Here is a 23,713-nt window from a genome sequence, read left to right as displayed (position 1 = left end):
TGGCTCATTTTGCTGCTAAGACTACAGGGCTAACGCCCCTAATGCGCACTCCAATTTTCACTCGGCTGAATGGTTACCAATTTTTGCCATGTATTTAGATGAACTGGTTTAAACTTTTTTGATTGAAGCGAAATCCCGATCTATTGGGAAGAGATTTTTTGATCAAATGAAGGCTTTTTTGAACTGCATAGCATAGCTACGGAGTAAAAAAAAGACAAAAAGTGAGTTAAAATTTCATTTTGCCAATTGAAAAACGCTTAAACCAGTTCTATAACCACACTTAAGCTTATTCAATATTTATATTCAAATTGATAGCAAGTAATTTAATAATTTAGCATGAATTTTTACAGAAGATAATTATATATTTGGATGCCATTAGTTTTAAACACTTTTTAGTAATTTACAGGAAATTGACCATGAACCCCAACTTAAAAGTAATAGATTTAACAAAAAACAACCTAATTGATGCCATTGATAAAAACACATATTGGCAAAATGAAAGGATATTAATGCCTAAAAGCAAGGCGTTGTGGCTTTTGGGGAACAACCGAATAGAACCTGATGATTATTGTGCCTTCTTATGCTTGGAAAACAATAACATGATATCGTATTTGCTGATTATTCCAGATATCATAAATTTAAAAGATGGTACACAAAAAAAAATGAATTGGTTGTTCGAGTGGTGGATTGCAGAAAATTACCAAGGAACCATTGTCTCGTCTTATATATTTAGCCATGCGATAAAAAAGTTAAATAAAAATGTGTTGATGGAATCAAATGCTGAAAATTCTGAAACCTTTTTAAGTAAACAGTTCAATACCATCCATATAAAAACGAGATATACTATTTTCTTCCGGTTAGAAAGCTCTGTTTTAACGAATAAATTTTCATTTATCAAGTATTTTAAATTTATAATAGATCTTTTAAACAGCACACTGGTTAAATTGTTAAATACTATAAATTTCAATAAAACCAAAAAAAGCTTAACTCCTGATATACATTATGAATATATGAACGAGATAGATAATGAAACTTGGACATTTATAGAACCCCGATGCAAGAACGATTTCACTTTAAAAACAAAGGCGTTCATTAATTGGCATATCGATAATTCACAATATACCCAAACACCTATTGCAAAACGCTTTCATTTTAAATTCTCTACTACAGGTTTTAGCGATAATATCCATGCACACACTTTTAAAATTATAAAAGACAAGCAAATTATTGGATTTATTTCATATCTGTTCAACATGATAGAATTTAATGTGAAATATTTTTTGTCTAAAGACGATGCTCACTATGAACATTGCGTTGATGCCCTAATAGAGCACTGTTTAAAACATAAAGCAACTTACATAATTACAGACGATACCAAGTTGGGCAGTGCGATAAACAAAAAATACATTACCCTATTTACATACAAAAAAGAAAAAAAATCTAGAGTTCACAAAACCATCGATACCACTCTAAATGATGTTGTCTTGACAGATCGAGACGGGAGGTTCTATTAATTAAAATATTTTAAATGAACATTTTGCAACAAATGGTAACTTCAATAAAAAACAATATAAACAATCCTGCGTTTTGTATTGAAGACACCCTATATACCTACAAAGAGCTTTCTGTTTGCATTGCCAAGATTCAAAAAGCCATCCAGAACGATGTTAATATAAATGATAATAATGTTGGCTTAATTGCCAATAACGATTTAGAAACCTATGCCGCCATTATAGCCCTATGGCTAGAAGGAAAAGCTTATGTTCCCCTTAATCCTGAAACACCAAAAAACAGAAATTCAAATATCATTGAACAGTCCAACATCCATGCTATTATAGATTCTTCGGAAAATACACAATATGAAGAATATTCAATTATAGCTTCAAAAAAATTAATTGCAAATAAAGCAAACCCAAGTATCTCAAAATATTCAGAACACCAACTAGCGTATATTTTCTTTACCTCTGGAACCACCGGAAACCCTAAAGGCGTTCAAATCACGCATAAAAATCTAAACCATTTTATGCAGGCCTTTGGGGATTTGAACTACACCTTAGACCGAACAGACAGATGCCTTCAAATGTTCGATTTGACTTTTGATCTATCTGTGGTTTCCTATATGGCGCCTTTGCTAAAAGGGGCCTGTGTATATACCCTTGGAAGTAGCAACATAAAATACCTTGAGGTTTTAAAAGTGATGTCAAGCTACAAGCTAACATTCTCATTAATGGTGCCTTCTATTTTACATGCGCTTCTCCCCTACTTTAAAAAAATTAATCTTACCCATTTAAAATACAGTATGTTTTGTGGGGAAGCCCTGCATTTAGACATTGCGGAAGCTTGGAGCAAATGTGTGCCAAATGCGACGATTGCCAATGTTTATGGACCGACCGAATGTACCATATATTGCACAAATTATGTTTTTGACCCCCATGGCCCAAACAAATCGTATCATGGTATATTGTGCATAGGTAAAGAAATGTCGCAAACGGAAACCATAATTGTAGATGAAAAAAACACACCCTTAAACAATAATCAAGAAGGGGAATTATGCTTAAGCGGCCCACAATTAACGATTGGATATTGGCAAAATGAAGCAATAAACAAAAAAGCGTTTTTTTACTTGCACAGCAACAATAAGCGAATACGTTACTATAAAACAGGTGATCTATGCAAAAAAGATCCAGAAGGCGATATCATTTATTTGGGAAGAACGGATTTTCAAGCAAAAGTACAGGGCTATAGAGTAGAACTTTCTGAAATTGAATTTTACGCAAAAAAAAATATACCTAATAGGAATGCTGTTGCGGTAATTTTTAAAAATAAAATCAATAACACAGAAGTAGCATTGGCCATAGAAAGTAAACCGTTTGAGACAGAACATCTGATAAATAATTTAAAAACAAATTTACCAAGCTACATGATTCCTACAAAAACAATGTTTTTTGATACATTGCCGTTAAATATGAATGGAAAAATAAACAGGAAGGAAATTACAAAACAAATTGAGGAAAAATATGGATAAAAATATATTAGAAAAGATTAATCAAATATTTAAAGAGGTACTTGAGCATGATGGTTTTCAATTATCCCTAACCACAACAACCAAAGATATTGAAGGTTGGGAGTCATCAACCCACATGATGATCATTTCTGAAATTGAAGACCAATTTAACATTGAATTTGAACTGGATGAATTATGGACTATGAAAAACATTGGGGATTTAGTGGAATCGGTGTCCTTAAAAACACAATGAATTTTTATGAACGACATAAAAATAATTCATCTTACTAAAAAAGTATTGCGGGATTATCTTGACAATGATGTCTATTGGTATAACCAAACCACTGCTTTCCCTAAAAGTAAAGTATGCTGGCTTGTAAACAATGATCGAATGGCCGAAGATGATTATTGTGGTGTTGTTGCTGAAGAAAACAATAAAATTGTAGGCTTCATTTATATGGTTCCAGATTTGGTCAAGGTTCAAAATAATGAGGAAGAAGAAAGTAAAAAAATATATTGGATGGTTAATTGGTGGATTCATAACAAATATAATGGCAATGTTTTGTCAACCTATATTTATAACGAAGCATTAAGTTTAGCAAAGAATCAAGTTATTGTTAAATTTTTTGCCGCTAATACTGCTCCTTTTTACAAAAAAAGGCCTTTTAAAACCATTGCGTCATATTATAGATACACCATTTTCTTTAGTGCAGATCCATCAGTACTTGTGAATAAATTTAGTTTTTTAAAACCTTTTAAGCCCATATTAAATATTGCAGATCAATTTGTTAGCAAATCATTACAAGTATATAATTTACATAAGTTAAAAACCAGAACACAACACTTAAATTATGAATATTTAAATGAGCTGGACAAACAAACATGGCATTTTATAGAACCATTATGTGAAAATGATTTTATAAGTAAAACAAAGGTATATGTTAATTGGCAAATAAGCAGGCAACAATATACACAAACACCTGTGGGCCCTAAAAATCCTTATACATCATTGGAAACTGGTGTAGCCTCTAATATAGCAATCCATAATTTAAAAATTTTAAAAAATAACGTCATCATTGGGTTTGTATCCTTTTTAATATATTACAATGAATGTAATGTGAAATATTTTTTAGTTGAAGACGATAGTAATTTTGATCTATGTGTGGATGCGCTTATAGAAAATATGATGATTTTAAAAAGAAAATATATTTGTACCGATGACACGAGATTGGCAGAAAACATTAGAAAACGGAATACCACTATTTTTACACATCGTGCATTAAGAAAAACATTAGCTCATAATGACGTAAACATCAATTTTGAGAATAGAACTATTTTACAAAGAGATGGACATTTTTATTAGTTTAAAAAATTAATGAACGTGAAATTTATTAACGACTTAGGAAAGGCTATAAAAAACCACGCGACAAAAAACGCATTGTGCATAAATAATACATTTTACCCATACGCGGATCTAGCCCTAACAATTACCAAAATTAGATTGCTGATAGAAAAATCAATTCCTGAATCTGAGAAATTAATTGGATTGGTAACGAATGATGATTTAGAAACCTATGCAAGCATATTGGCTTTATGGTTGGAAGGAAAAGCATACATACCGGTAAACCCTGAAACCCCGATTGAAAGAAACTTACAAATATTTGAATCAACCGAAACAAAATATATCTTAGATTCATCTAATACAAAACAGTACGGCAATCACAACATAATTTACACTATTTCGAATGTAAACGTTGAAATCAATTTAAAACCAAAACCAGTCTTAGGCAACGATTTAGCTTACATTCTTTTTACTTCCGGCACTACCGGTACACCAAAAGGCGTTCCTATAACCTTTGATAATGTTCAAGCATTAGTGGGCGCTGTTGATGCTGAGCCCGATTTTAATCTTATGCCTTCAGACCGTTGTTTACAAATGTTTGAGCTAACCTTTGATTTTTCGGTAGTTACATATCTGTTCCCTTTTCTATCTGGATCGTGCATTTATACCATTCCAAAAGGGAAAATCAAATATTTCCATATTTTTAAATTGATAAACGAACAAAAACTAACGGTACTAACCATGGTGCCGTCCATTATAAATTATTTGCGACCTTATTTTAATGAAATTAATGCGCCTTTTGTTAGGTACTGCAGTTTTGGAGGTGGCGCACTACATACAGAAATCGCCAAAGAGTGGAGTGATTGCCTTCCAAACTGTAAAATTTTCAATTATTATGGCCCAACCGAGTTTACCGTATACAGTGGTTTTTATCCATATAATAAAGAATTAAAGGTTAAAAACCACAACGGTATCGTTGCCATCGGCAGGCCCCAAAAAGACACATGGTATTTATTGGTAGATCCCAACAATAATGAAGTAGATATTAACACAGAAGGTGAATTATGCTTGGCAGGTCCTCAAATAACACCAGGTTATTGGAAAAACGAGTCGCAAAATTCGAAAAGTTTTTTTGTTAGAAACGAAAACAATAAAAAAACAAGATATTATAAAACAGGTGATTTATGCATAAAAGATACCGATGGAGATTATTTGTATGTTGGAAGATCTGACTTTCAAGTAAAAATAAGAGGGTACCGTGTAGAATTATCAGAAATTGAATTTCATGCAAAATTTATATGTGCACATAAAGTAAATATGGTTGCATTGGATATAGTGAATGATCTTGGGAATGCCGAATTAGGTTTAGCCATAGAATCTGAACCTTTTCAGACAAAGACCATACTTGACTATTTAAAAACAAAATTACCTAACTATATGGTTCCAATGCATCTGAGGTTCATTAAGGAATTTCCGCATAGCCCCAATGGTAAAATTGATAGAAAAAAATTAAAAAATATTTTTAAAAGAAACCAAAACAATGAATAAAGAAGATATTTTAGCAAAGGTTAACGACGCATTTGTATGCGTTCTTGAACATCAAAATTTTAAACTAACTCCCAAAACCACTGCTGATGATGTTGATGGTTGGGAATCCATCACACACATGATGATTATAACAGAAATAGAAAGATCGTTCAATATTAAATTTAAATTGATGGATTTAATGAATATGAACAATATAGGGGATTTAATAAAATCCATTGAATCTAATTTAATGTCTCAAAAGTTTTAATAAATGAAATACAAAAACACAATAAAACCATTATTGGACTACTTTATAGCTTTAATAGCAATTATCATCTTACTGCCTGTAATAATTATAACAACAATATTATTATACATAGCAAATAATGGTAAACCTTTCTTTTTTCAAACCCGTCCAGGTAAAAATGAAAGATTATTTAGTATCATAAAATTTAAAACGATGAACGATAAAAAGGATAAAGACGGCAAACTATTGCCTGACACCCAGCGTTTAACCGGAATTGGAAAACTTGTTAGAAAAACATCTATCGATGAACTACCACAACTATTGAATATTTTAAATGGAGACATGTCATTAATCGGCCCTAGGCCTTTATTGCCCCAATACTTACCATATTACACAAAAAAAGAAGCAAAAAGACACTCTGTAAAACCAGGTATAACAGGGTTGGCCCAAGTTAATGGCAGAAATCAAATAAGTTGGGACGAGAAGTTAAAATTAGATGTGGATTATGTTGAAAATTTAACATTCAAAACAGATTTGAACATTTTAATCAAAACGTTTTATAAGGTTTTAGCATCAAAAGATGTGGCAGTAGACAATACTAATGTTGAAACCCTATTGGATGTTCTGAGGAAAAAAAACTAAACAACTATGGACTCGCTACGCTTCTGGAATATACAATCAAGACTTTATTTTAACTAACAAATTGATTTATAGATAATTATTTGGGACATATAAACTTTGCGGTGTGTATTCCCTCCTTGAGGAGGGTTAGGGAGGTGTTATTTGATATGTACCTCTTAATAAAATCCTTTAGCCCATGCCCCATCCACCGTTCAGGCCGTTTTAAAAATTATATTCGGACACTATTGGTTATAAATATGCATTTAATAGTTTTCAATTTCTATAATTACCTTATTTTTGGTATTGAAGACACTAAAGATATTGGTTTTGATAAATGGAAAACATATCATTTTGTAAAAAATTTGTAATTAGATACCACATTAAACCTGGTATTACAGGTTGGGCACAAGTAAAAGGACGAAATGCCATATCTTGGGAACAAAAATTTGGATATGATGTTTGGTATGTTGATAACCAATCTTTTTTAGGGGATTTAAAAATGATATTATTAACATTGAAAAGGATAGTCTATCCAGAAGGGATTAATACTAACGAAGGCGTAAACATGCCAGAATTTAAAGGAACGGCCAATGGATAAAATAATAGTTATAGGAGCCTCAGGCCATGCCAAAGTAATCATCGATATAGTTGAAAAACAAGGGGATTTTGAGATTTTCGGACTCATTGATTCCTTTAAAAATATTGGGGACAAAGTATTTGATTATTCTATTATAGGCAATGAGAAAGATATACCAAATATAATTAAGGATAATAATATTATAGGTGGGGTAATTGCCATTGGTGATAATTTCACAAGAATGCAGCTTTACAACAAAATTATTGCTATATACAATGATTTTCAATTCGTATCCGCCATTCATCCAAATGCTGTAATTGGTAAAAATGTAACCATTGGAAACGGTAGCGTAATTATGGCAGGTGTGGTAATTAATAGCGATTCCAAAATTGGAATTCAAACCATAATCAATACCAAAAGTTCTATAGATCACGAAGCTAAAATTGGAAATTTTTCAAGCATCGCCCCGGGGGTTACCATTGGGGGAGATGTTACTATTGGCAAGTGTAGTGCCGTTTCCCTTGGCGCAAAAATTATTGAAGGCATTCACATTGGAAACAATACGGTTATTGGAGCGGCAGCACTTGTATTGAAATCTTTTGGCAACAACCAAGTTGTATTTGGTGTGCCTGCAACATCAAGAAGACAAAGAGAAAATTCTGATAAGTACTTAGGGCATATTGAGAGTATAAATACAGATAAAACTTCCAACTTTGTATTCAAAACCATTAAAACAGCTGAAGACATAGAGAATTATAATAGCATTCTTGAAAAATTCAAGGGCTTTAATACATTTTACTCCCTTGAATACTGTAATCACAACACTCAGAACCCTCTCAGTTATTTGCTATTCAGTAAAGATGACAAACCGCATATTTTAATGCCCATCATATTAAAAAATATCAAATCGGAACTATTTGATAGTGGAACGCTTTATTTTGACGCAGCGACCCCTTATGGTTTTAGCGGCCCATTATTTAATTCTACTGTCAAAGACCAGGATATTAAACTGTTTTGGCAACATGTTGATAATTGGTATAAAAAAAATAACGTCGTCACAGAGTTTATTCGATTTAGCCTTACATTTAATTATAAATACTATACAGGCAATATCATACCAACTCTAAACAATGTAAAAGGAAGATTGACTGATTTTGATAGTATATGGGATAACTTTAAACAGAAAGTAAGGAATAATTACAGAAAAGCAGATTCAAATGGTTTGAAATCTGAAATATATAGCAATAACATATCCTTAAATATAATAAATAGTTTTTATGACATTTATATAAAAACAATGGAACGAAACAATGCAACAGAAAATTATTTTTACCAAAAAGAATATTTTTTCAATTTAATAAAAAACAATCAAAACAAAATTGTGATTGTTTTGATTTTCCTTGACAATAAACCCATTTCATCTGAACTGATTATAGTGAATGAAAAAACGTTGCATTCCTATTTGGGGGGTACATTAAGTGAGTATTTTGACTTGCGTCCCAATGACTTTTTAAAAATTGAGGTTATTAAATGGGGTTTAAAAAATGGCATGAAATATTATGCGCTCGGAGGAGGAAGAAAGGATGGTGATGGGTTATATCAATATAAAAAATCTTTTTTTCCAAAAGATGATGATGTTATGTTTTTTACGGGAAGGAAAGTTGTTAACCCCGAAATTTATAAAGAATTAATTAAAAACTGTTCTTTAAACATAAGTCAAATTGAAACTTTGGTAAAAAATTCCAGTATTTATTTTCCTTTATATAAAGAACATGAGCCGGGAGCCCAAAACGTCGAAATAAGTTAGACAAATTAATAACTTGAGTGGCATTTTTTATAAACCATTAAGAACAGATTGATAATACATTTATTTATTATACCTTTTCTAAAATATAATCTGTCATTCCGAACGAGGCGCCAGGAGGAATCCCATCCTGCTTAGATTTCTCGTCGCCCATACTTCCTTCGATAGCTACCGAAACTGTCGAAATGACAAACAACTGATTTTTATACATTTATGCAAATCAGGTTTTAATATTATGAATTGAACTCAGGTTAATATAATACGAGGAGGACATTCAATTCATCTTTAAATTGCCTTCAAAAATCACTATGTTTTCTGCAGAATATTCTTAATTTCATTCAAATCATTTATAAGATACAATGGCTTGGTTATTTTGTCTGAATTAAAAAATTGCTTGTGGATATTCCTCCCATCATCTAAAAGACATATACTAGTCCATCCTAAAGCATTTGGTCCAATAAAATCTTTAGCGGTATTATCGCCTATATAAACATATTCATAATTAGTGCCATACTTATTTATAAAAAACCCAAAATTATTGATATGTGGTTTTTCAGAACCAAATTCCTCAGAAATAATAATATCATCAAAATAATCGGTTAGTTGCAATGCACTAATTTTGTTACGTTGCTGAATACTTCTTCCATCGGTAATAATACCAACCCGATAAGCCCTTTTCTTTATTGACCACAATGCTTTTTTTGTTGATTTGCACAACTCAATTACTGGTTTATGGTTTCTATAAATAGTTAATAATTGATCTATTGAAACCGTATCAATATTGAATGTTTTTATAACTTCATCAAAAACATTGAGTCCATTGTTATAATAATTCATCATGGCATCCAAAATTAATACTGATTCTATCTTAATTTTAGAGGACAGATGAATGGATATTTCATTAAATGCTGATTTTAAAAAATCAATCTCTTTATAAAGCGTATCATCCAAATCAAATACTACGATACTGTTTTTACTTAAAACCATGTATTAACACTTCATTATCATATCGTAACATTAATAAGTCGGTTTCCCAATCATCAAAAGGTTCTATCTCTTTATTGAATAAATATTCCTGAATTATCCATTTGGGGTAATTAGCGCCACTGTAATAAGTTAATGGAAAACCCCCACCAAACCTAGCATTTATTTCTATACCATAAACGGTGTCTTTAGTTTTAAGTTTAAAAAACTGAGAAGTAAGACAACCAACAGCTCCTTCTATATGGCCTAAATGTTCTTTGATAAAATTAACTAAAATATTTTTTTGGGTAACACCTTTGCTAACCTCCCCTTCTCTAACTTCAATCCGTTTTCTTGGCACAACACATTTTAAACAGCTATTTTTATCATAATATAAATCACAAGTAAACTCTTCGTACAAGTTGTGATCGAGGTATTCCAAAAACATCAAGTCACTATTTTTAAAATGATATTCCATTAAATCTTCATGCTTTTTAATGATAAATGTATCAATACTTCTGCTTCCATTCAATGGCTTTATAAAAAGAGGCAGATTATAATCATGTTTGGAATATTCTTTAGCGACACTAATATGGTTTTTAACGAAAAAAGAGTTCATTTGTCTTTTATCTCCACATATTTCAATAAATTCCAATGAAGAGATGATAGTGATTATTCCGTGTTCTAATAATGCCTTTTTATTTCGGGCAAGTAGTGGCAATTCTGTATCAATGGTTGGTATGATTAACTTTATGTTATTATCTATACAAGTTTCGATAAGAACATTTAAATAGTCGGTATCTGTAACCAAAGGCAATCGAAAGGCCTTATCTGAAACATGGCATGCTGGAGACGTTTCTATATTAAAATCAGTGGTCATAACCTTTCCCTCTGTTACTAAAGCTTTTAATTCTATTTGGAAGGCTTTTACTAATGACACTCTCCTTCCGGCTGATGTTATTAATATATTCATTGAATGTAGAGTTGATTTGGTGCATTAATGGGGTAAAAATAACTAAACAAATTCAATACATGGGGTAAGTTGTTATGAATGTTGTGTTTTAATTTTTAAATCCAAGCAGATGATAAAAATGGAAACATATTTTTATGTTGCCAATTATCAATGGTTTTATGCTTTTGGTATGATAAAATTTTATTTTACTTTTTTTTACATATAATGTACATGGCCCTACCCGTTGCTTTTGTGAGGTCTTCTTCTCTATAATAAGCGCTTACCTTAAATCCACAGGCATTCAATTTTTTTAAAATATGCTTCTTTTTAACCCACAATATGCCATGGTGCTCTTTACTGAAAAAGTTTTTGTTGATACTTTTACCCAAAAGCAACTCGGGGAGGTAATATTTTTTGATTTTTCGGCCAGTAATGGGTCTAACCAAATTTATTACCATGCTAACTATTGGATTGTACCATCTTGAATTCCAATCTAGAAAGCTGAAGATGTACACGGCATCCTTGCTACCTATTCTATAAGCTTCTTCCAATGATTTGTTCAGTAATTCTTTAGGGACCATGCTCAAAATCTGTTGCAGATAGATTAAATAATCAAACTGTCCACCATCAAAATTATTGAGGTTTGACGCATCGGCCTGCACAAAGGTTATGGTGGATTGTTTTTGTACTGCCTTAGCCTTTGCCGTTACTATCATTTCATCAATAATATCAAAAGCAGTAATGTTTTTAAATCCTGATTTTTCTTCAAGATAAAAAGAAAAAATGCCTGCCGCCGTTCCAGCATCTATAACCTTGAGTTTGTTATTATTGATATACTTTGAGAAAAGGTATTCTTCAACCTTGTTGATACTAGATCTGCCGATCCAGTTCTCTACAACCTTTTTCTCGTAGTGTTCAGAAAAGCCACTCTTTTTATTTGAAAGGTTATCTCCCATATCTTAATTAAAATTTAAACGAAACTTTTATACTTAATGCTTAAGTACATGACAAAAAATTAGATTGACCTTCTGTAAATGGTACTAATCCCACTGAAATTGAGACCTGTCAGGTTTTTAAAACCTGACAGGTCTGGAACACATGATATTATTAAACTGCTGACAATTAGTTATATAACATTTATTTTTCAATTTTTGTCATGTACTTATACTTAATGCTTTTTAAAATTTTCAACTATTACATCTGCAATTATGTTCCTCCCACGATTATTCCAATGCTTATCGTAAATTAAAGTTGTAGGCGTCTTTGATTCATTCATTGCTTGGGAAAAATCGATAAACTTAAATCCATGGCCATTTAAATAATTTAAAAATAACCCAGGGGTTTTTTCAGCATCCAAAAGAAAAACAAATCTAGTTTTATCAAACCCATGGGTTTTTATTAAACTTTCAAAGTTTTCAATATATTTGGTTTCTAGCTCTTTTTGAAGCTCTTCTTCTTCTTCCTTAGTTAATGTATGCTGATGGCTTTTTTTAGCAGAAAGCAATTTACTTACCAATTCCCTGGGAGCGTCAAAAGCTCCAATATTCTGCAAATATACCAACAATTTAATTTGGCGCAAAGCTTTATATATGGGAGTTTCCAAAGCCATTCGCTCTTGTACCACGTTATATTCTCCTCTAGTTAAGTCGTTTTCAAATTTTAAACCTAAAACAACATAATCTATTAAATCAAATTGCTTTTTATACTGACTTATCAAATGCAACTGATCGGCCAAATCGTATCCGGCATAACCGTATTCATATACCTCTACGCCTTTTAGTTTGTTTTCGATTTTTTTGCCGATTGAATGATAGTAGTTTTGATGAAAGCCCTCAATGAACGAATCGCCAACCAATGCAATTTCCACTTTGTCTTTGGAAGGATTGAATTCCCTGTACGAATTATACCCAAATTTATTGATGTGGTACTCAGAAAAATTTTGTCTTCTATTGCCCGTTACCGAATAGCCATTTTGGTTGGGCACCCATTTTTCAACGCCATATTCATCAACATACCGAACCGGATAGTCTTTTGTAAGGTGGAAAACCCGGACCCAAATTTCTAAAGCCAATAGAATGAGAATAGTATATATACAAATTTTAAAAACTAATTTTTTCATCTTCTTTAAAATTGAAAATAAATAAACGACCTATCAACACTACTGTCATAAAACAACAGCATGGATAAAATAATGATCGTGTAAATTACAAACCGAACCACTTTATGTTTAAACTTAAATGGCGAACGTTCGTCTTTACGGATCATGTATTCATAAACAATAAACAATATAATCAATATATAATAATCGATCATCCTGTAGCCCATCGGATTATTGTAGGTTCCATACGATAAATCAGTAAATATTCTGTTTATATAGCCAAATGCATCTGTAATGGAGTTGGACCTAAAGAAAATCCTGGAAAAAGTAACTATTGAAAATGTTAATACCATTTGCCCAACTTCTGTTAACGAAGGTAAAATGGTGTTTTCGCCCACTACGGAGTTTTTATAGATAGCATTCCGTCCCATTAAAAAAACCGGTATAAACGCTAAAGCATGAAAGCCTCCCCAAAAAATAAAGGTCCAATTGGCCCCGTGCCAAAAACCGCTGACCAAAAACACAATACAGATATTTCTAATAGCTATCCATTTGCTTACTTTAGAGCCCCCCAGGGGGATATAAACATAATGCCTAAACCAGGTGGATAGCGATACGTGCCACCGTTGCCAATATTCCGCAACGTTTCTGGAAAAATTAGGGAATTTAAAGTTGGACATGAGTTCTACACCAAAAAGCTTGGCTGTTCCAATGGCTATATCAGAATACCCACTAAAATCTCCATACACTTGAAAACTGAACATGGTAACGCCCAAAACAAGCGTGGACGCTGGATAATTTGCATAATTTGCAAAAATATCATCCACCATGGGCGCCAGTGCATCGGCTATCACTATTTTTTTAAATAAGCCCCATAATATAAGTTTGATGCCGCCCACGGATTGCTCATAACTAAAGGTTCTTTTATTCAATATTTGGGACAACAAATTGGAAGCGCGCTCTATAGGGCCTGCCACCAACTGCGGAAAGAAACTGACGAAAGTTGCAAATGACAAAAAATCGGTGGTTGGTTTCAACTTTTTGTAATACACATCAAAAGAATAGGACATGGTTTGAAATGTGTAGAACGAAATGCCTACCGGCAGAATAACTTTTAGCGTCCACGTACTCTGTATGTTATATCCAAACATGGAAAACATATCGATCCATGAATCGACAAAAAAATTGTAATATTTAAAAAACCCCAATAAGCCTATATTAAAAACAACGCTTACCCAAAGCCATCGTTTTCTAGTGGATTGTTGGGTGTTGTTGTCTATTTGGATGGCTACCAAATAATCCACAATGGTGCTTAGCAGTATTAAAGATAAAAATCTCCAATCCCACCAGCCATAAAATACATAGCTGGCAACTAAAATGAGTATGTTTTGTGCCTTTAAATTTCTTTTGAATACAAACCAATAAAGAAAATATACAATGAAAAGGAAAATAAAAAACTCTAAAGAATTAAATATCATGAACAGTAATTATGGATATGAGACTGGGCTTTATGGTATTTTGATGCAAACCTTAAATAATCCATTAAAACAATCAAAAAAAATCTATGTAATACATTATAAAACTTTAAATGGGTTCAATATATAAATCATTGTTGTCCGGTTAAAATATTTGTAGTGCATCTATAGGTTCATTTTTAGGCGTTTCCAATTATTATCAGACCTTTGGGCCAGTTTTTTAAATTTATACAAAAAAATAGCGTTATCAAAAATCCTAAAAAAATCAAATTGTTTATCAATGGGTTACAATCCAGTTTAAGTTCTTTTCCCGATAGCTATCGGGACTACCAGCGAAGCGGTCTTGATTCTTCCCCCGGACAACAATGTATATTAACGCGAATAATGGACAACCCTATTGAGCCGAAAATGGCCCTTACCCAACCCTAAAGGGCGATATATTTTCTGCATTTGAGGAATTTTTCCACCCTTTAGGGAGGGAAAAAAGAAAAATTCAATCTTAATTTTCTTATCCGTTATTCACGTTATATTAATATATTGTGGTTGTTAAGTACATGACAAAATTTTAAATAAGTAAGTTCAAATCATTAAAAATGAGTTCCTTAATAATTCCTCCCCTTTTTTAAGGGGTAGAGCCTGTACCGATTTTTCGGTATGCCGATAGGCGGAGGGGTCAACGATAGAAGCTATTCAAATATCAACGAACTGTTTTTGTCATGTACTAAAATTGTGGTGTTAACTTTATACAAACAAAAGCGCCCTTAAAAAAAGGACGCTTTTACTTTAATCAATCCAACACCTACATGTCATGGAATATAGTGTGCATCAAGCGTTTTTTATCATTGATGCTTTCTTCAAGTGATATCATGGTTTCGGTTCTGTAAACCCCTTCAATATCATCGAGTTTAAAGATAACTTCCTTGGCATGCTCGGTACTTCTTGCCCTAATTTTGCAAAAGATGTTAAACTTCCCTGTAGTAATGTGGGCTACGGTTACAAACGGTATTTCATTGATGCGCTCCAGCACAAATTTTGTTTGCGATGTATTGTTTAAAAACACCCCTACATAAGCGATAAAAGAATACCCAAGTTTTTTGTAATCCAGCATTAATGAAGAGCCTCTAATAATGCCTTGCTCCTCCATTTTTTTAACGCGTACATGAACGGTACCTGCGGATATCAATAGTTTTTTTGCGATGTCTGTAAACGGAATTCTTGTGTTGTCAATCAACATGTCAAGAATTTGATGATCGATTTCGTCTAATTTAATTTTCCCCATAATTAATTATTCTTAAATATTAAGCAAAATTAATACATTTTTATTAATATTTAAGCATAAACCGTGTGTTTTATTTTGGTAATAATGATATTTTTTCATTATTCAATATTACGAAAACGTTTTCGCTATGAACTTTCAGTGGTAAACCATCACGATCCAGCACTTCCAAATTATTGGCTTCAATTACTTTATGCGAAAAATAGCCACCCAAATCTTCAATTTTTTCAACAATGGGCACAAAATGTATGCGGCCATCAACCAAAGTTTCTTTATATAAAATCCCAATGTCCATGTTTTGCCCCCCTCCTTTAATCTTCATTTTCACATTCTTGATAATGATGTCAAAAAACAATTTGCCATTTTCGGGCATCTGCAAATAAGATGCGTAGTTATATCCACTCACATCATTATTTGAAATATAATCCAAGGAAGTTACATAGGCCATATAAATAAATTGTCTTGTTTGGTCCCTGGCATAATCGTTATGGTAATGTCCAGCCTCAAACAACATAGTGGGCACGTTTTCGCTTTGAAACGTATCGCCTACACAATTTAAGTTAAAGGCATCATCATAAACCCCTACTTGGCCTGGGATCACTTTTTGCAAAACATGGTCCATAACACTTATAACTTCCATAGCAACCTTTCGGTTTGGAGTGATAGTGCATGCCTCATCCTGTGCAGGCGCCAAAAACGATACCGTTGCAGGTCTGTTTGTTTTTCCCGCACTAAAAATAGTGCGCTGCCCATGTAAATTGTAACAAAAATGAGGTTTAAAGGAGTTAAATGTGTTCCTGAGCAGTTTACTCTCCGGCTGTGTTAAATCCTGTGCATCCCTGTTCAAATCCACTTGGTTGGCGTTTAATCTGGTATATGCCCGGGCACCATCTGGATTTAAAATCGGGATGATATACAATGTGCACGCCTCCAAAATGTTTTTAGCTCCAGAATCATTTCCCAACAAGGTGTTTAAAAGATCGAATATAGCTTTGGTGGTTGTAGATTCATTGCCATGCATTTGGGACCACATGAGAATCCTTTTGTCTCCATTCCCAATCTTTATTCCGTAAATAGGAAGGTCCAATACCGAGCGTCCTATGGTTTCGATCAATAGATTGTTACCGAATTTTTTCAATAATGGTTCTATATGGCTATTGGTGATATAGCGATGGTTTAGACGGGTTTCTTTATACTGAGAAAACAACGAATTTATAGTTTTTATTTGCATGCCATTATATTAAGCTACAAATGTAAACAAATACGAATTTACATTTGTAAACAGTTAGGCAAGTTGATTTGTTTACATTGTTAAACATAAAGGCGGTTGTTTTTGGAGGTATCAAACACGTCTCAGTATAAGTTAAAAATATTATTACTTATACATCAATATTTCAGTTAATTACGTGTTTTTACTTAAAGTTATAGTTCTAATAATTAATAATTTTAACATAGAATTTTAGTTGGTTTTATAAATATATATTTACATTTGTAAAACAAAAACACCTTTGTAACAGTTACAATGATAAACACCGAAGCATTTGCCATAAGGCTGCAAAAAGTGATAGATTATTATGGCGAAACGGCATCTTCCTTTGCCGAACAGATAGGTGTGCAACGCTCTAGCATTTCGCATATTTTATCGGGCAGGAACAAACCGAGTTTGGAGTTTGTTTTGAAAATCCTTTCTACTTTTCCGGAGGTCGAACTATATTGGCTGTTAAATGGGAAGGGCGATTTTCCTTCTACAAAAAAAGATTCTGAATCAAATGAGGTATCGTCCCCTCCCGTTATTGAGAAAAAAATTGAGGTTGAAATGAAAAGTGACAAAACCATCGAGCGTATCGTTATTTTTTATTCTGACGGAAGTTTTAAAAATTTTCAGAATTAACCTTTTAGTTTAGTAATTTTGCACTGAAAATTTTTACTATGAAGTTTATTTGCCTTTTACTTTTATTGGGGCTTTTTAGCTGCTATGAGACAACCCGGAATTGTACCAATTTTAAAACGGGTAACTTTTACAGTGAAGTTAGCATTGACGGAACATTATTTAAATCCAGATTCAATAGGACCGAAACTTTGCAAATTGAGGTTTACAACAATAAAACGGATTCGTCGCAATTACGATGGATAAATGATTGTGAGGTTGTTTTTAAAACCATCCATCCAAAAAACATGGCGGAGAGAAAAGATATCCATTTAAAGATTTTAACCACTACCGATTCATCATACACGTATGAATACTCGTATGTGGGCGAAACAAAAAAACAAAAAGGGATTGCTTATAAAGCCGATTAATTCAATGGGTACAAAAACGACTCTACCAAATTAAATTTCAGTTGGTTGTCTTCAGTCAGTTCATACTTTAAAAAAAGTTCCCCCCAATATTGACCATCCGAAAAATCGGCAATGATCCATTTATGGTTCAGGAGTTTTACCGTATTGATCATCATTCGCCGTCCTTCCCCAGAAGCATAAGGGATTATGGGATGCTGACCTTTAACTTCATTTAGTTTGTAAAGTTCATCCTTTATCAAAGGAATTAATTCAGACACTTTATAACCTCTATTTTCAAAATAAGTGATGGCATCTTCATTTCTTTCCAAATTAAAATGCGATACATCTAAAATTTCATCTTGCATCACGGCTACCGAATCTTTATAGCGTTCCAATTGCCCTTTATACCCGTCCAGTTTATGGTCCATTTGTTCAAACACACGCTTGGAGTTCACGTACTGGAATAGCACCAATAATATGGAGAACACGAATAGATACATGAATATTTTTTGCTTCATCTTTTTTACGTTTATTTTTTTGCCACGAATACACCAATCAATCATTCGTGTGTTCGTGGCTAATTTTTATTTTTTTTTACCGAACTCATTTAAACTTTTTTAAATGGTTATCTGCAAACCATCATACGCCAAAAATACATTTTCTGGCAATAATTTTTCTACCTCGTCATGAAATCCCAATAAATGGCTTATGTGGGTTAAATACGCTTTTTCCGGATTCACTTTTTTTATGAACAGCAAAGCTTCTTCCAGATTAAAATGCGATTGGTGCGGATGGATCCGCAAAGCATTCACCACTAATATTTTAACATTTTTTATTTTTTCGATTTCTTTTTCCTCAACCGTTTTCATATCGGTCAAATAGGCGAAATCCCCAAATTTAAATCCGAAAACCTGCAGTGCATCATGTTTGCCATCCACAGGTACCACCTCCAGATTATGCAATTTAAATGGTTTGTTTTTTATTCTATTTTCAATGACGGAAGGTGCGCCTGGGTATTTATTTTTGGTTTCGAATATATAATCGAACCGCTTGTGAAGGGATTTTAAAACACGTTTGTGGGCGTAAATAGGAATATCGCCTTGATGGAAATAAAACGGCCGGATGTCATCCAGACCCAAAGTATGGTCCGAATGTTCGTGGGTAAACAGAATGCCATCAATTTTACTGCAGCCAGAGCGTAACATCTGGTACCTGAAATCCGGTCCGCAATCCACTACATAGGTATGGTCATCCCATTCCACCAACACAGAAACACGCAAGCGTTTATCTTTTTTGTTGCTGCTTAAACACACCGGATGCGTGCTTCCTATAATCGGAATTCCTTGGGATGTGCCAGTACCTAAAAATGTTATCTTCAAAAAAAAAATATTTACTTCAAATTATTAAGACAAAATCCGTCTATATCCAATTAAATTCATACAAAAATCATAAAACCCCTTCTCACGCCAGGGTACCTATTAACAATTTTCACTATGGTTTTTTAAGGAAAACTTAAAATAGTGGATGCTTACTATTTCCAAATCAAAACGAATAGGTCATTGCAACAAAATTAAAGTTATTTTTTTTATTACTTCTATTATTTGATACCTTTGTTTACACAGAACATAACCCCAAATACTATGGAGATCACCTTAAAGGGAGACAGAGAATTTGAAGAAATCCCATCTTTGAAAACCAAAGCCCTTCGTATTAACCTGAATGAGAACATCTATGGTACCTTTGCGGAAATTGGTGCGGGCCAAGAAACGAGTCGCCATTTTTTTAGAGCAGGAGGTGCATCCGGCACTATTGCAAAAGCCATGTCTGCTTACGACAAAGCCTTTAGTGATGCCATTTATGGAGCGGAGGACGATGGACGCTATGTTACCGAGCCCCGCCTGAGAAAGATGTTGAACCATGAAATTGACCTGATTGAAGAACGGCTTTCCAGAAAAGAGCATCCCAACAAAATGTTTTTTTCGTTTGCAAATACGGTGACGACCATCGATTTTGCGAAGCAATTCAAAGGCCATGGATGGATTGGCATTAAATATCAAATTGAGCCAAATCAAGAGTACAACGATATTATTTTGCATCTGCGGTTTAAGGAAACCGATGCCAGATTGCAACAGGAAACCCTGGGCGTTATTGGCACCAACTTAATTTATGGCGCTTTTTACAAATATAATGAGCCTAAAAAACTACTGCGTTATTTGTACGACCATTTGGACAAGGACCAATTGGAGATTGACACGGTTAATTTTTCCGGACCCTTATTTAAAAATGTTGACAACCGTTTGATGAGTTTGCAGCTTGTTAAAAATGGTATGACAGACGCCGTTATGTTTGGGCCCGATGGGAAAAACGTGTTGCCTGCCCGTGTGTTCTACAAAAAAAATATTTTGGCATTTAGAGGGAGCTTTAGGCCCGTTACCCAAGTGAACATTGATATGTATGAAAACGCATATAAAATGTTTATCAATGAAAAAAAGGTTGATAAGGACAATACGGAAGTGGTTTTTGAAATAACACTTTCAAACCTACGTGCCGAAGGTGAGATTGACGAACAGGACTTTATGGACAGAGCCGATTTGTTATGTTCTCTAGGACAATCGGTTATGATATCCAATTTTCAGGAATACTATAAAGTGGTTGAGTATTTTTCAAATTATTCAAAAGCCAGAATGGGGCTTGCCATGGGCGTTAGCAATTTGGTGGATATTTTTGATGAAAAATACTATCGCCATTTGAGCGGTGGGATTTTAGAAGCATTTGGCAAATTGTTTTTTAAGGATTTGAAAGTGTACCTATACCCCATGATCGATATTGAAACCGGAGAACTGATTACCAGTGAAAACCTAAAAGTATATCCACGTATGAAAGAACTGTACAAATTCTTTAAGTACAATGGTAAAGTTATTGACATTGAGGATTATGACGAAAAATGCTTGACCATCTTCTCAAGGGAAATCATGCAACAAATTGCTTCAGGTGAAAGTGGTTGGGAAGATCAATTGCCTGAAGGCATAGCCGATTTAATTAAAGACTATCGCATGTTTGGCTATACCCGTAAACCCTTGGTTTTAAATAAGAAAAGGAAAATTCCAAAGTAAAAATTAAGGAGGCTATCTAAAAATTTTATTTTGTCAAACTGAACTCGTTTCAGTTTCTTATCAACCTAGACTATACATCTGTTTGGATTCTGGAATAATCCCGAAAGCTTTCTGGTCAGAATTGCGAGGCATCAGACAAAAAAATTTATCAAGCGATATTGTTGGCAATTAAATTAAATTGAATTTGAAACTGAAAATTTGAAGATATGGATTGTCCCCTAGAGGGGACTTTAGGGGTGTTTTTAAAATTTGGAAAACAAACATATAAAATACTTGTCAATGGTAGCTTTTTCATTAGAAAAAAAGCGAAGCAATCTTTTAAATTGAACTTATTGGATTTTATTTATAAATTAAACAGATTGCTTCGTCGTGCCTCCTCGCAATTGACGAATGCGATTGATATTCAGTTATTTTGATTCTTGCTTATATTGAACTCAGGTTTAAAACCATAGCCATATTGCTTTTTCCATCATCTATGTCCCTTTAGGGGCAAAATATGGGTAGCCCAACTTTGGGCGCCTTCCTAAAGGCCTGTCGGCAGGTGTGTTACAGCTATTGCACAGGATACACAAAGCAAAACCATTACATATAAGGAGCTTATCATGAGCCATATAAGAACATTTTTTAAAGGCGTTTGCCCTGTCATTAGTTGGTACTTTTTGGACAGGTTCTTTTTTACCCCAGTATTTGTGCCGTATGGCCTTTCGTTTTTACTTTGTCAATGACACGTTCTACAACACCATTTTCATCAATAATAAACGTCATTCTATGGATACCTTCATAAGTTCTGCCCATAAATTTTTTAGAACCCCAAACACCAAATACGTTTATAACTGTTTTATCTTCATCAGCCAATAAAGCAAATGGAAATTTGTATTTATCTTTAAATTTCAATTGTTGCTTCGAGGTATCTGCACTAACACCCAATAACTCATAACCCCGCTCTTTTAAAATTTTATAATGATCTCTTAAATTACAGGCTTCGGCTGTACAACCCGGTGTATTGGCCTTGGGATAAAAAAATACAATGAGCTTTTTTCCTTTAAAATCACTTAATGACACCAAATTTCCATGTTCATCCTTAGATGAAAAATTTGGTACGTGGTCTCCTTGTTTTAGTGTATTCATAATAGTAACTTTGGTTTTTACAAAAATACAACATGACCAAGGATAAAAAGGTGGAATTCGTAATAAAAACATTAAAGGAACTCTATCCAACAGTACCAATTCCGCTAGACCATAGAGACCCTTATACCCTACTAATTGCCGTGTTGATGTCGGCGCAAAGTACCGATGTTCGCGTAAACCAAATAACGCCCTTATTATTTGAAAGAGCTGATAATCCGTATGATATGGTAAAGCTTTCGGTTGAAGAAATTCGAGAAATCATAAAACCTGTTGGCTTATCGCCCATGAAAAGCAAAGGCATTCATGGGTTATCTGAAATTTTAATTGAAAAACATGCTGGCAAAGTCCCGCAAAGTTTTGAAGCTTTGGAAGCATTGCCTGCGGTAGGCCACAAAACAGCAAGCGTAGTTATGTCGCAAGCCTTTGGGGTCGCAGCTTTTCCTGTGGACACGCACATACACCGCCTGATGTATCGATGGAATTTAAGCAATGGCAAAAATGTGGTACAGACCGAAAAAGATGCTAAAAGATTATTCCCCGAAGAGGTGTGGAACGATTTACATCTTCAAATTATTTGGTACGGACGCCAATATTCGCCTGCACGGGGTTGGAACCTTGATAAAGACATTATTACCAAAACCATTGGAAGACAATCGGTAATCAACGATTACAACAAAAAACAAATATGAAACAATTGAATGCTTAACATAAATATTAAATGGAAATATTAACAAGCATATATCTAGCACATTAGGGCTTGTATGCAAAGCAGACCTCAGAGTTTTGAAAACTGTGAGGTCTTTTTTAAACTTAAAAGGAATTTCTTAGCATTGCCTAAAAACGTACACCATGCACAGACACTTTATAATCTACAGACCCTACGGCTATTTAAGCCAGTTTGCAATCAACGATACCAAGCAGCAATCAGAAAAGATTTTAGGTTTTTAACACCGAAAAAGTTTAGTACATGACAAAAAATTATATTAACATTTATTAAACTCTATTAAGCCTACTGAAATCAAGACCTGTCAGGTTTTAAAAACCTGACAGGTCTGAAACGCCAAATATTATAGAGCTATTGACAATCAGTCATTTAAAATGTATGTTTCAATTTTTGTCATGTACTTATCCGAAAAAGTTTAAAAAACAGACCGGAACGATTTTTTATGAATACGCACAGATTTGACATCCCAGCCTAGAGGATTGTCGGTTTCAAGAAATTTTTTATTTCTAAAAATGACTATTTTATTAATAAGCTCAAAAAATAAGATATGCCACTAAAATAAAAAGTAAAGCACCCTCAATAGGA

Annotated in this window: 23 protein-coding genes and 1 pseudogene; 14 read left to right on the top strand and 10 right to left on the bottom strand. The window is 33.4% G+C overall.

What is annotated here, in order from left to right:
- Positions 1-416 precede the first annotated feature (416 nt).
- From ACU1LP_RS13450 to ACU1LP_RS13410, 9 genes and pseudogenes are all read left to right on the top strand, one after another.
- On the top strand, positions 417-1,514 hold the full coding sequence (locus tag ACU1LP_RS13450) for a hypothetical protein (RefSeq protein WP_445736489.1): 1,098 nt from the start codon (positions 417-419) through the stop codon (positions 1,512-1,514).
- A gap of 14 nt (positions 1,515-1,528) precedes the next feature.
- Entirely contained in the window at positions 1,529-3,025 is a 1,497-nt protein-coding gene (locus tag ACU1LP_RS13445) for an AMP-binding protein (RefSeq protein ID WP_445736488.1), read from the top strand.
- Positions 3,018-3,257, top strand: coding sequence for an acyl carrier protein (locus tag ACU1LP_RS13440; RefSeq protein WP_445736487.1), 240 nt, complete (start codon positions 3,018-3,020; stop codon positions 3,255-3,257). The genes ACU1LP_RS13445 and ACU1LP_RS13440 overlap by 8 nt, the downstream gene beginning before the upstream one ends.
- A gap of 6 nt (positions 3,258-3,263) precedes the next feature.
- Positions 3,264-4,367: a GNAT family N-acetyltransferase gene (locus ACU1LP_RS13435; protein ID WP_445736486.1), complete on the top strand. Its 1,104-nt coding sequence runs from the start codon at positions 3,264-3,266 to the stop codon at positions 4,365-4,367.
- A gap of 18 nt (positions 4,368-4,385) precedes the next feature.
- Positions 4,386-5,894: an AMP-binding protein gene (locus tag ACU1LP_RS13430; RefSeq protein WP_445736485.1), complete on the top strand. Its 1,509-nt coding sequence runs from the start codon at positions 4,386-4,388 to the stop codon at positions 5,892-5,894.
- On the top strand, positions 5,887-6,141 hold the full coding sequence (locus tag ACU1LP_RS13425; protein WP_445733295.1) for an acyl carrier protein: 255 nt from the start codon (positions 5,887-5,889) through the stop codon (positions 6,139-6,141). Before ACU1LP_RS13430 ends, ACU1LP_RS13425 begins: the two co-directional genes overlap by 8 nt.
- Positions 6,142-6,144: 3 nt before the next feature.
- Positions 6,145-6,762 (top strand): sugar transferase, encoded by a 618-nt coding sequence (locus tag ACU1LP_RS13420; RefSeq protein WP_445735041.1) that lies wholly within the window; start codon positions 6,145-6,147, stop codon positions 6,760-6,762.
- 349 nt (positions 6,763-7,111) lie between these two features.
- Positions 7,112-7,339 (top strand): annotated as a pseudogene (locus ACU1LP_RS13415) (sugar transferase); the annotation flags it as partial.
- On the top strand, positions 7,332-9,125 hold the full coding sequence (locus tag ACU1LP_RS13410) for a NeuD/PglB/VioB family sugar acetyltransferase (RefSeq protein WP_445736484.1): 1,794 nt from the start codon (positions 7,332-7,334) through the stop codon (positions 9,123-9,125). The pseudogene ACU1LP_RS13415 and the gene ACU1LP_RS13410, both read left to right, overlap by 8 nt.
- A gap of 303 nt (positions 9,126-9,428) precedes the next feature.
- On the opposite strand, the gene ACU1LP_RS13405 is transcribed toward ACU1LP_RS13410, so the two are convergent.
- From ACU1LP_RS13405 to ACU1LP_RS13375, 7 genes are all read right to left on the bottom strand, one after another.
- Positions 9,429-10,109 carry an HAD family hydrolase gene (locus tag ACU1LP_RS13405; RefSeq protein WP_445736483.1) on the bottom strand — a complete coding sequence of 227 codons (681 nt, stop codon included), beginning with the start codon at positions 10,107-10,109 and terminating at the stop codon, positions 9,429-9,431.
- Positions 10,096-11,058, bottom strand: coding sequence for an ATP-grasp domain-containing protein (locus ACU1LP_RS13400; RefSeq protein WP_445736482.1), 963 nt, complete (start codon positions 11,056-11,058; stop codon positions 10,096-10,098). Before ACU1LP_RS13400 ends, ACU1LP_RS13405 begins: the two co-directional genes overlap by 14 nt.
- Before the next feature lie 185 nt (positions 11,059-11,243).
- Positions 11,244-11,993 (bottom strand): class I SAM-dependent methyltransferase, encoded by a 750-nt coding sequence (locus ACU1LP_RS13395; RefSeq protein WP_445736481.1) that lies wholly within the window; start codon positions 11,991-11,993, stop codon positions 11,244-11,246.
- 212 nt (positions 11,994-12,205) lie between these two features.
- A complete protein-coding gene (locus ACU1LP_RS13390) occupies positions 12,206-13,156 on the bottom strand; it encodes a hypothetical protein (RefSeq protein WP_445736480.1) in 951 nt (316 codons plus the stop codon).
- A 5-nt stretch (positions 13,157-13,161) separates the two neighbouring features.
- Positions 13,162-14,613, bottom strand: coding sequence for an MBOAT family O-acyltransferase (locus tag ACU1LP_RS13385; protein ID WP_445733834.1), 1,452 nt, complete (start codon positions 14,611-14,613; stop codon positions 13,162-13,164).
- A 796-nt stretch (positions 14,614-15,409) separates the two neighbouring features.
- Positions 15,410-15,889 carry an Lrp/AsnC family transcriptional regulator gene (locus ACU1LP_RS13380; protein WP_445732364.1) on the bottom strand — a complete coding sequence of 160 codons (480 nt, stop codon included), beginning with the start codon at positions 15,887-15,889 and terminating at the stop codon, positions 15,410-15,412.
- A 70-nt stretch (positions 15,890-15,959) separates the two neighbouring features.
- Positions 15,960-17,117: a M14 family metallopeptidase gene (locus ACU1LP_RS13375; protein WP_445732363.1), complete on the bottom strand. Its 1,158-nt coding sequence runs from the start codon at positions 17,115-17,117 to the stop codon at positions 15,960-15,962.
- A gap of 291 nt (positions 17,118-17,408) precedes the next feature.
- Between ACU1LP_RS13375 and ACU1LP_RS13370 the strand changes: the two genes are divergently transcribed.
- Together ACU1LP_RS13370 and ACU1LP_RS13365 are read left to right on the top strand one after the other, a co-directional pair.
- Entirely contained in the window at positions 17,409-17,777 is a 369-nt protein-coding gene (locus ACU1LP_RS13370; protein WP_445732362.1) for a helix-turn-helix domain-containing protein, read from the top strand.
- A gap of 38 nt (positions 17,778-17,815) precedes the next feature.
- Positions 17,816-18,184, top strand: a complete 369-nt coding sequence (locus tag ACU1LP_RS13365) for a DNA topoisomerase IV (RefSeq protein ID WP_445733832.1) — start codon at positions 17,816-17,818, stop codon at positions 18,182-18,184.
- Here ACU1LP_RS13365 and ACU1LP_RS13360 read toward each other — a convergent pair.
- Together ACU1LP_RS13360 and ACU1LP_RS13355 are read right to left on the bottom strand one after the other, a co-directional pair.
- Positions 18,181-18,681 carry a hydrolase gene (locus ACU1LP_RS13360; RefSeq protein ID WP_445732360.1) on the bottom strand — a complete coding sequence of 167 codons (501 nt, stop codon included), beginning with the start codon at positions 18,679-18,681 and terminating at the stop codon, positions 18,181-18,183. The genes ACU1LP_RS13365 and ACU1LP_RS13360 overlap by 4 nt on opposite strands.
- Positions 18,682-18,780: 99 nt before the next feature.
- The gene (locus ACU1LP_RS13355) at positions 18,781-19,542 is read right to left on the bottom strand and encodes an MBL fold metallo-hydrolase (RefSeq protein ID WP_445732359.1); all 762 of its coding nucleotides are present in this window, start codon (positions 19,540-19,542) and stop codon (positions 18,781-18,783) included.
- Positions 19,543-19,803: 261 nt separating this feature from the next.
- On the opposite strand from ACU1LP_RS13355, the gene ACU1LP_RS13350 reads away from it, so the two are divergent.
- Both ACU1LP_RS13350 and ACU1LP_RS13345 read left to right on the top strand, forming a co-directional pair.
- Positions 19,804-21,276: a TonB-dependent receptor gene (locus ACU1LP_RS13350; protein ID WP_445732358.1), complete on the top strand. Its 1,473-nt coding sequence runs from the start codon at positions 19,804-19,806 to the stop codon at positions 21,274-21,276.
- Between the two features lie 206 nt (positions 21,277-21,482).
- Positions 21,483-21,692, top strand: coding sequence for a hypothetical protein (locus tag ACU1LP_RS13345; RefSeq protein ID WP_445732357.1), 210 nt, complete (start codon positions 21,483-21,485; stop codon positions 21,690-21,692).
- A 259-nt stretch (positions 21,693-21,951) separates the two neighbouring features.
- Here ACU1LP_RS13345 and bcp read toward each other — a convergent pair whose 3' ends face one another.
- Positions 21,952-22,404 (bottom strand): thioredoxin-dependent thiol peroxidase, encoded by a 453-nt coding sequence (bcp, locus tag ACU1LP_RS13340; RefSeq protein WP_445732356.1) that lies wholly within the window; start codon positions 22,402-22,404, stop codon positions 21,952-21,954.
- Between the two features lie 32 nt (positions 22,405-22,436).
- On the opposite strand from bcp, the gene ACU1LP_RS13335 reads away from it, so the two are divergent.
- Positions 22,437-23,093, top strand: coding sequence for an endonuclease III domain-containing protein (locus tag ACU1LP_RS13335; protein ID WP_445732355.1), 657 nt, complete (start codon positions 22,437-22,439; stop codon positions 23,091-23,093).
- Positions 23,094-23,713: the final 620 nt, after the last annotated feature.

The sequence above is a fragment of the Mariniflexile sp. genome, assembly GCF_052728615.1.
This window is presented reverse-complemented; position numbering and strand designations above follow the sequence as displayed.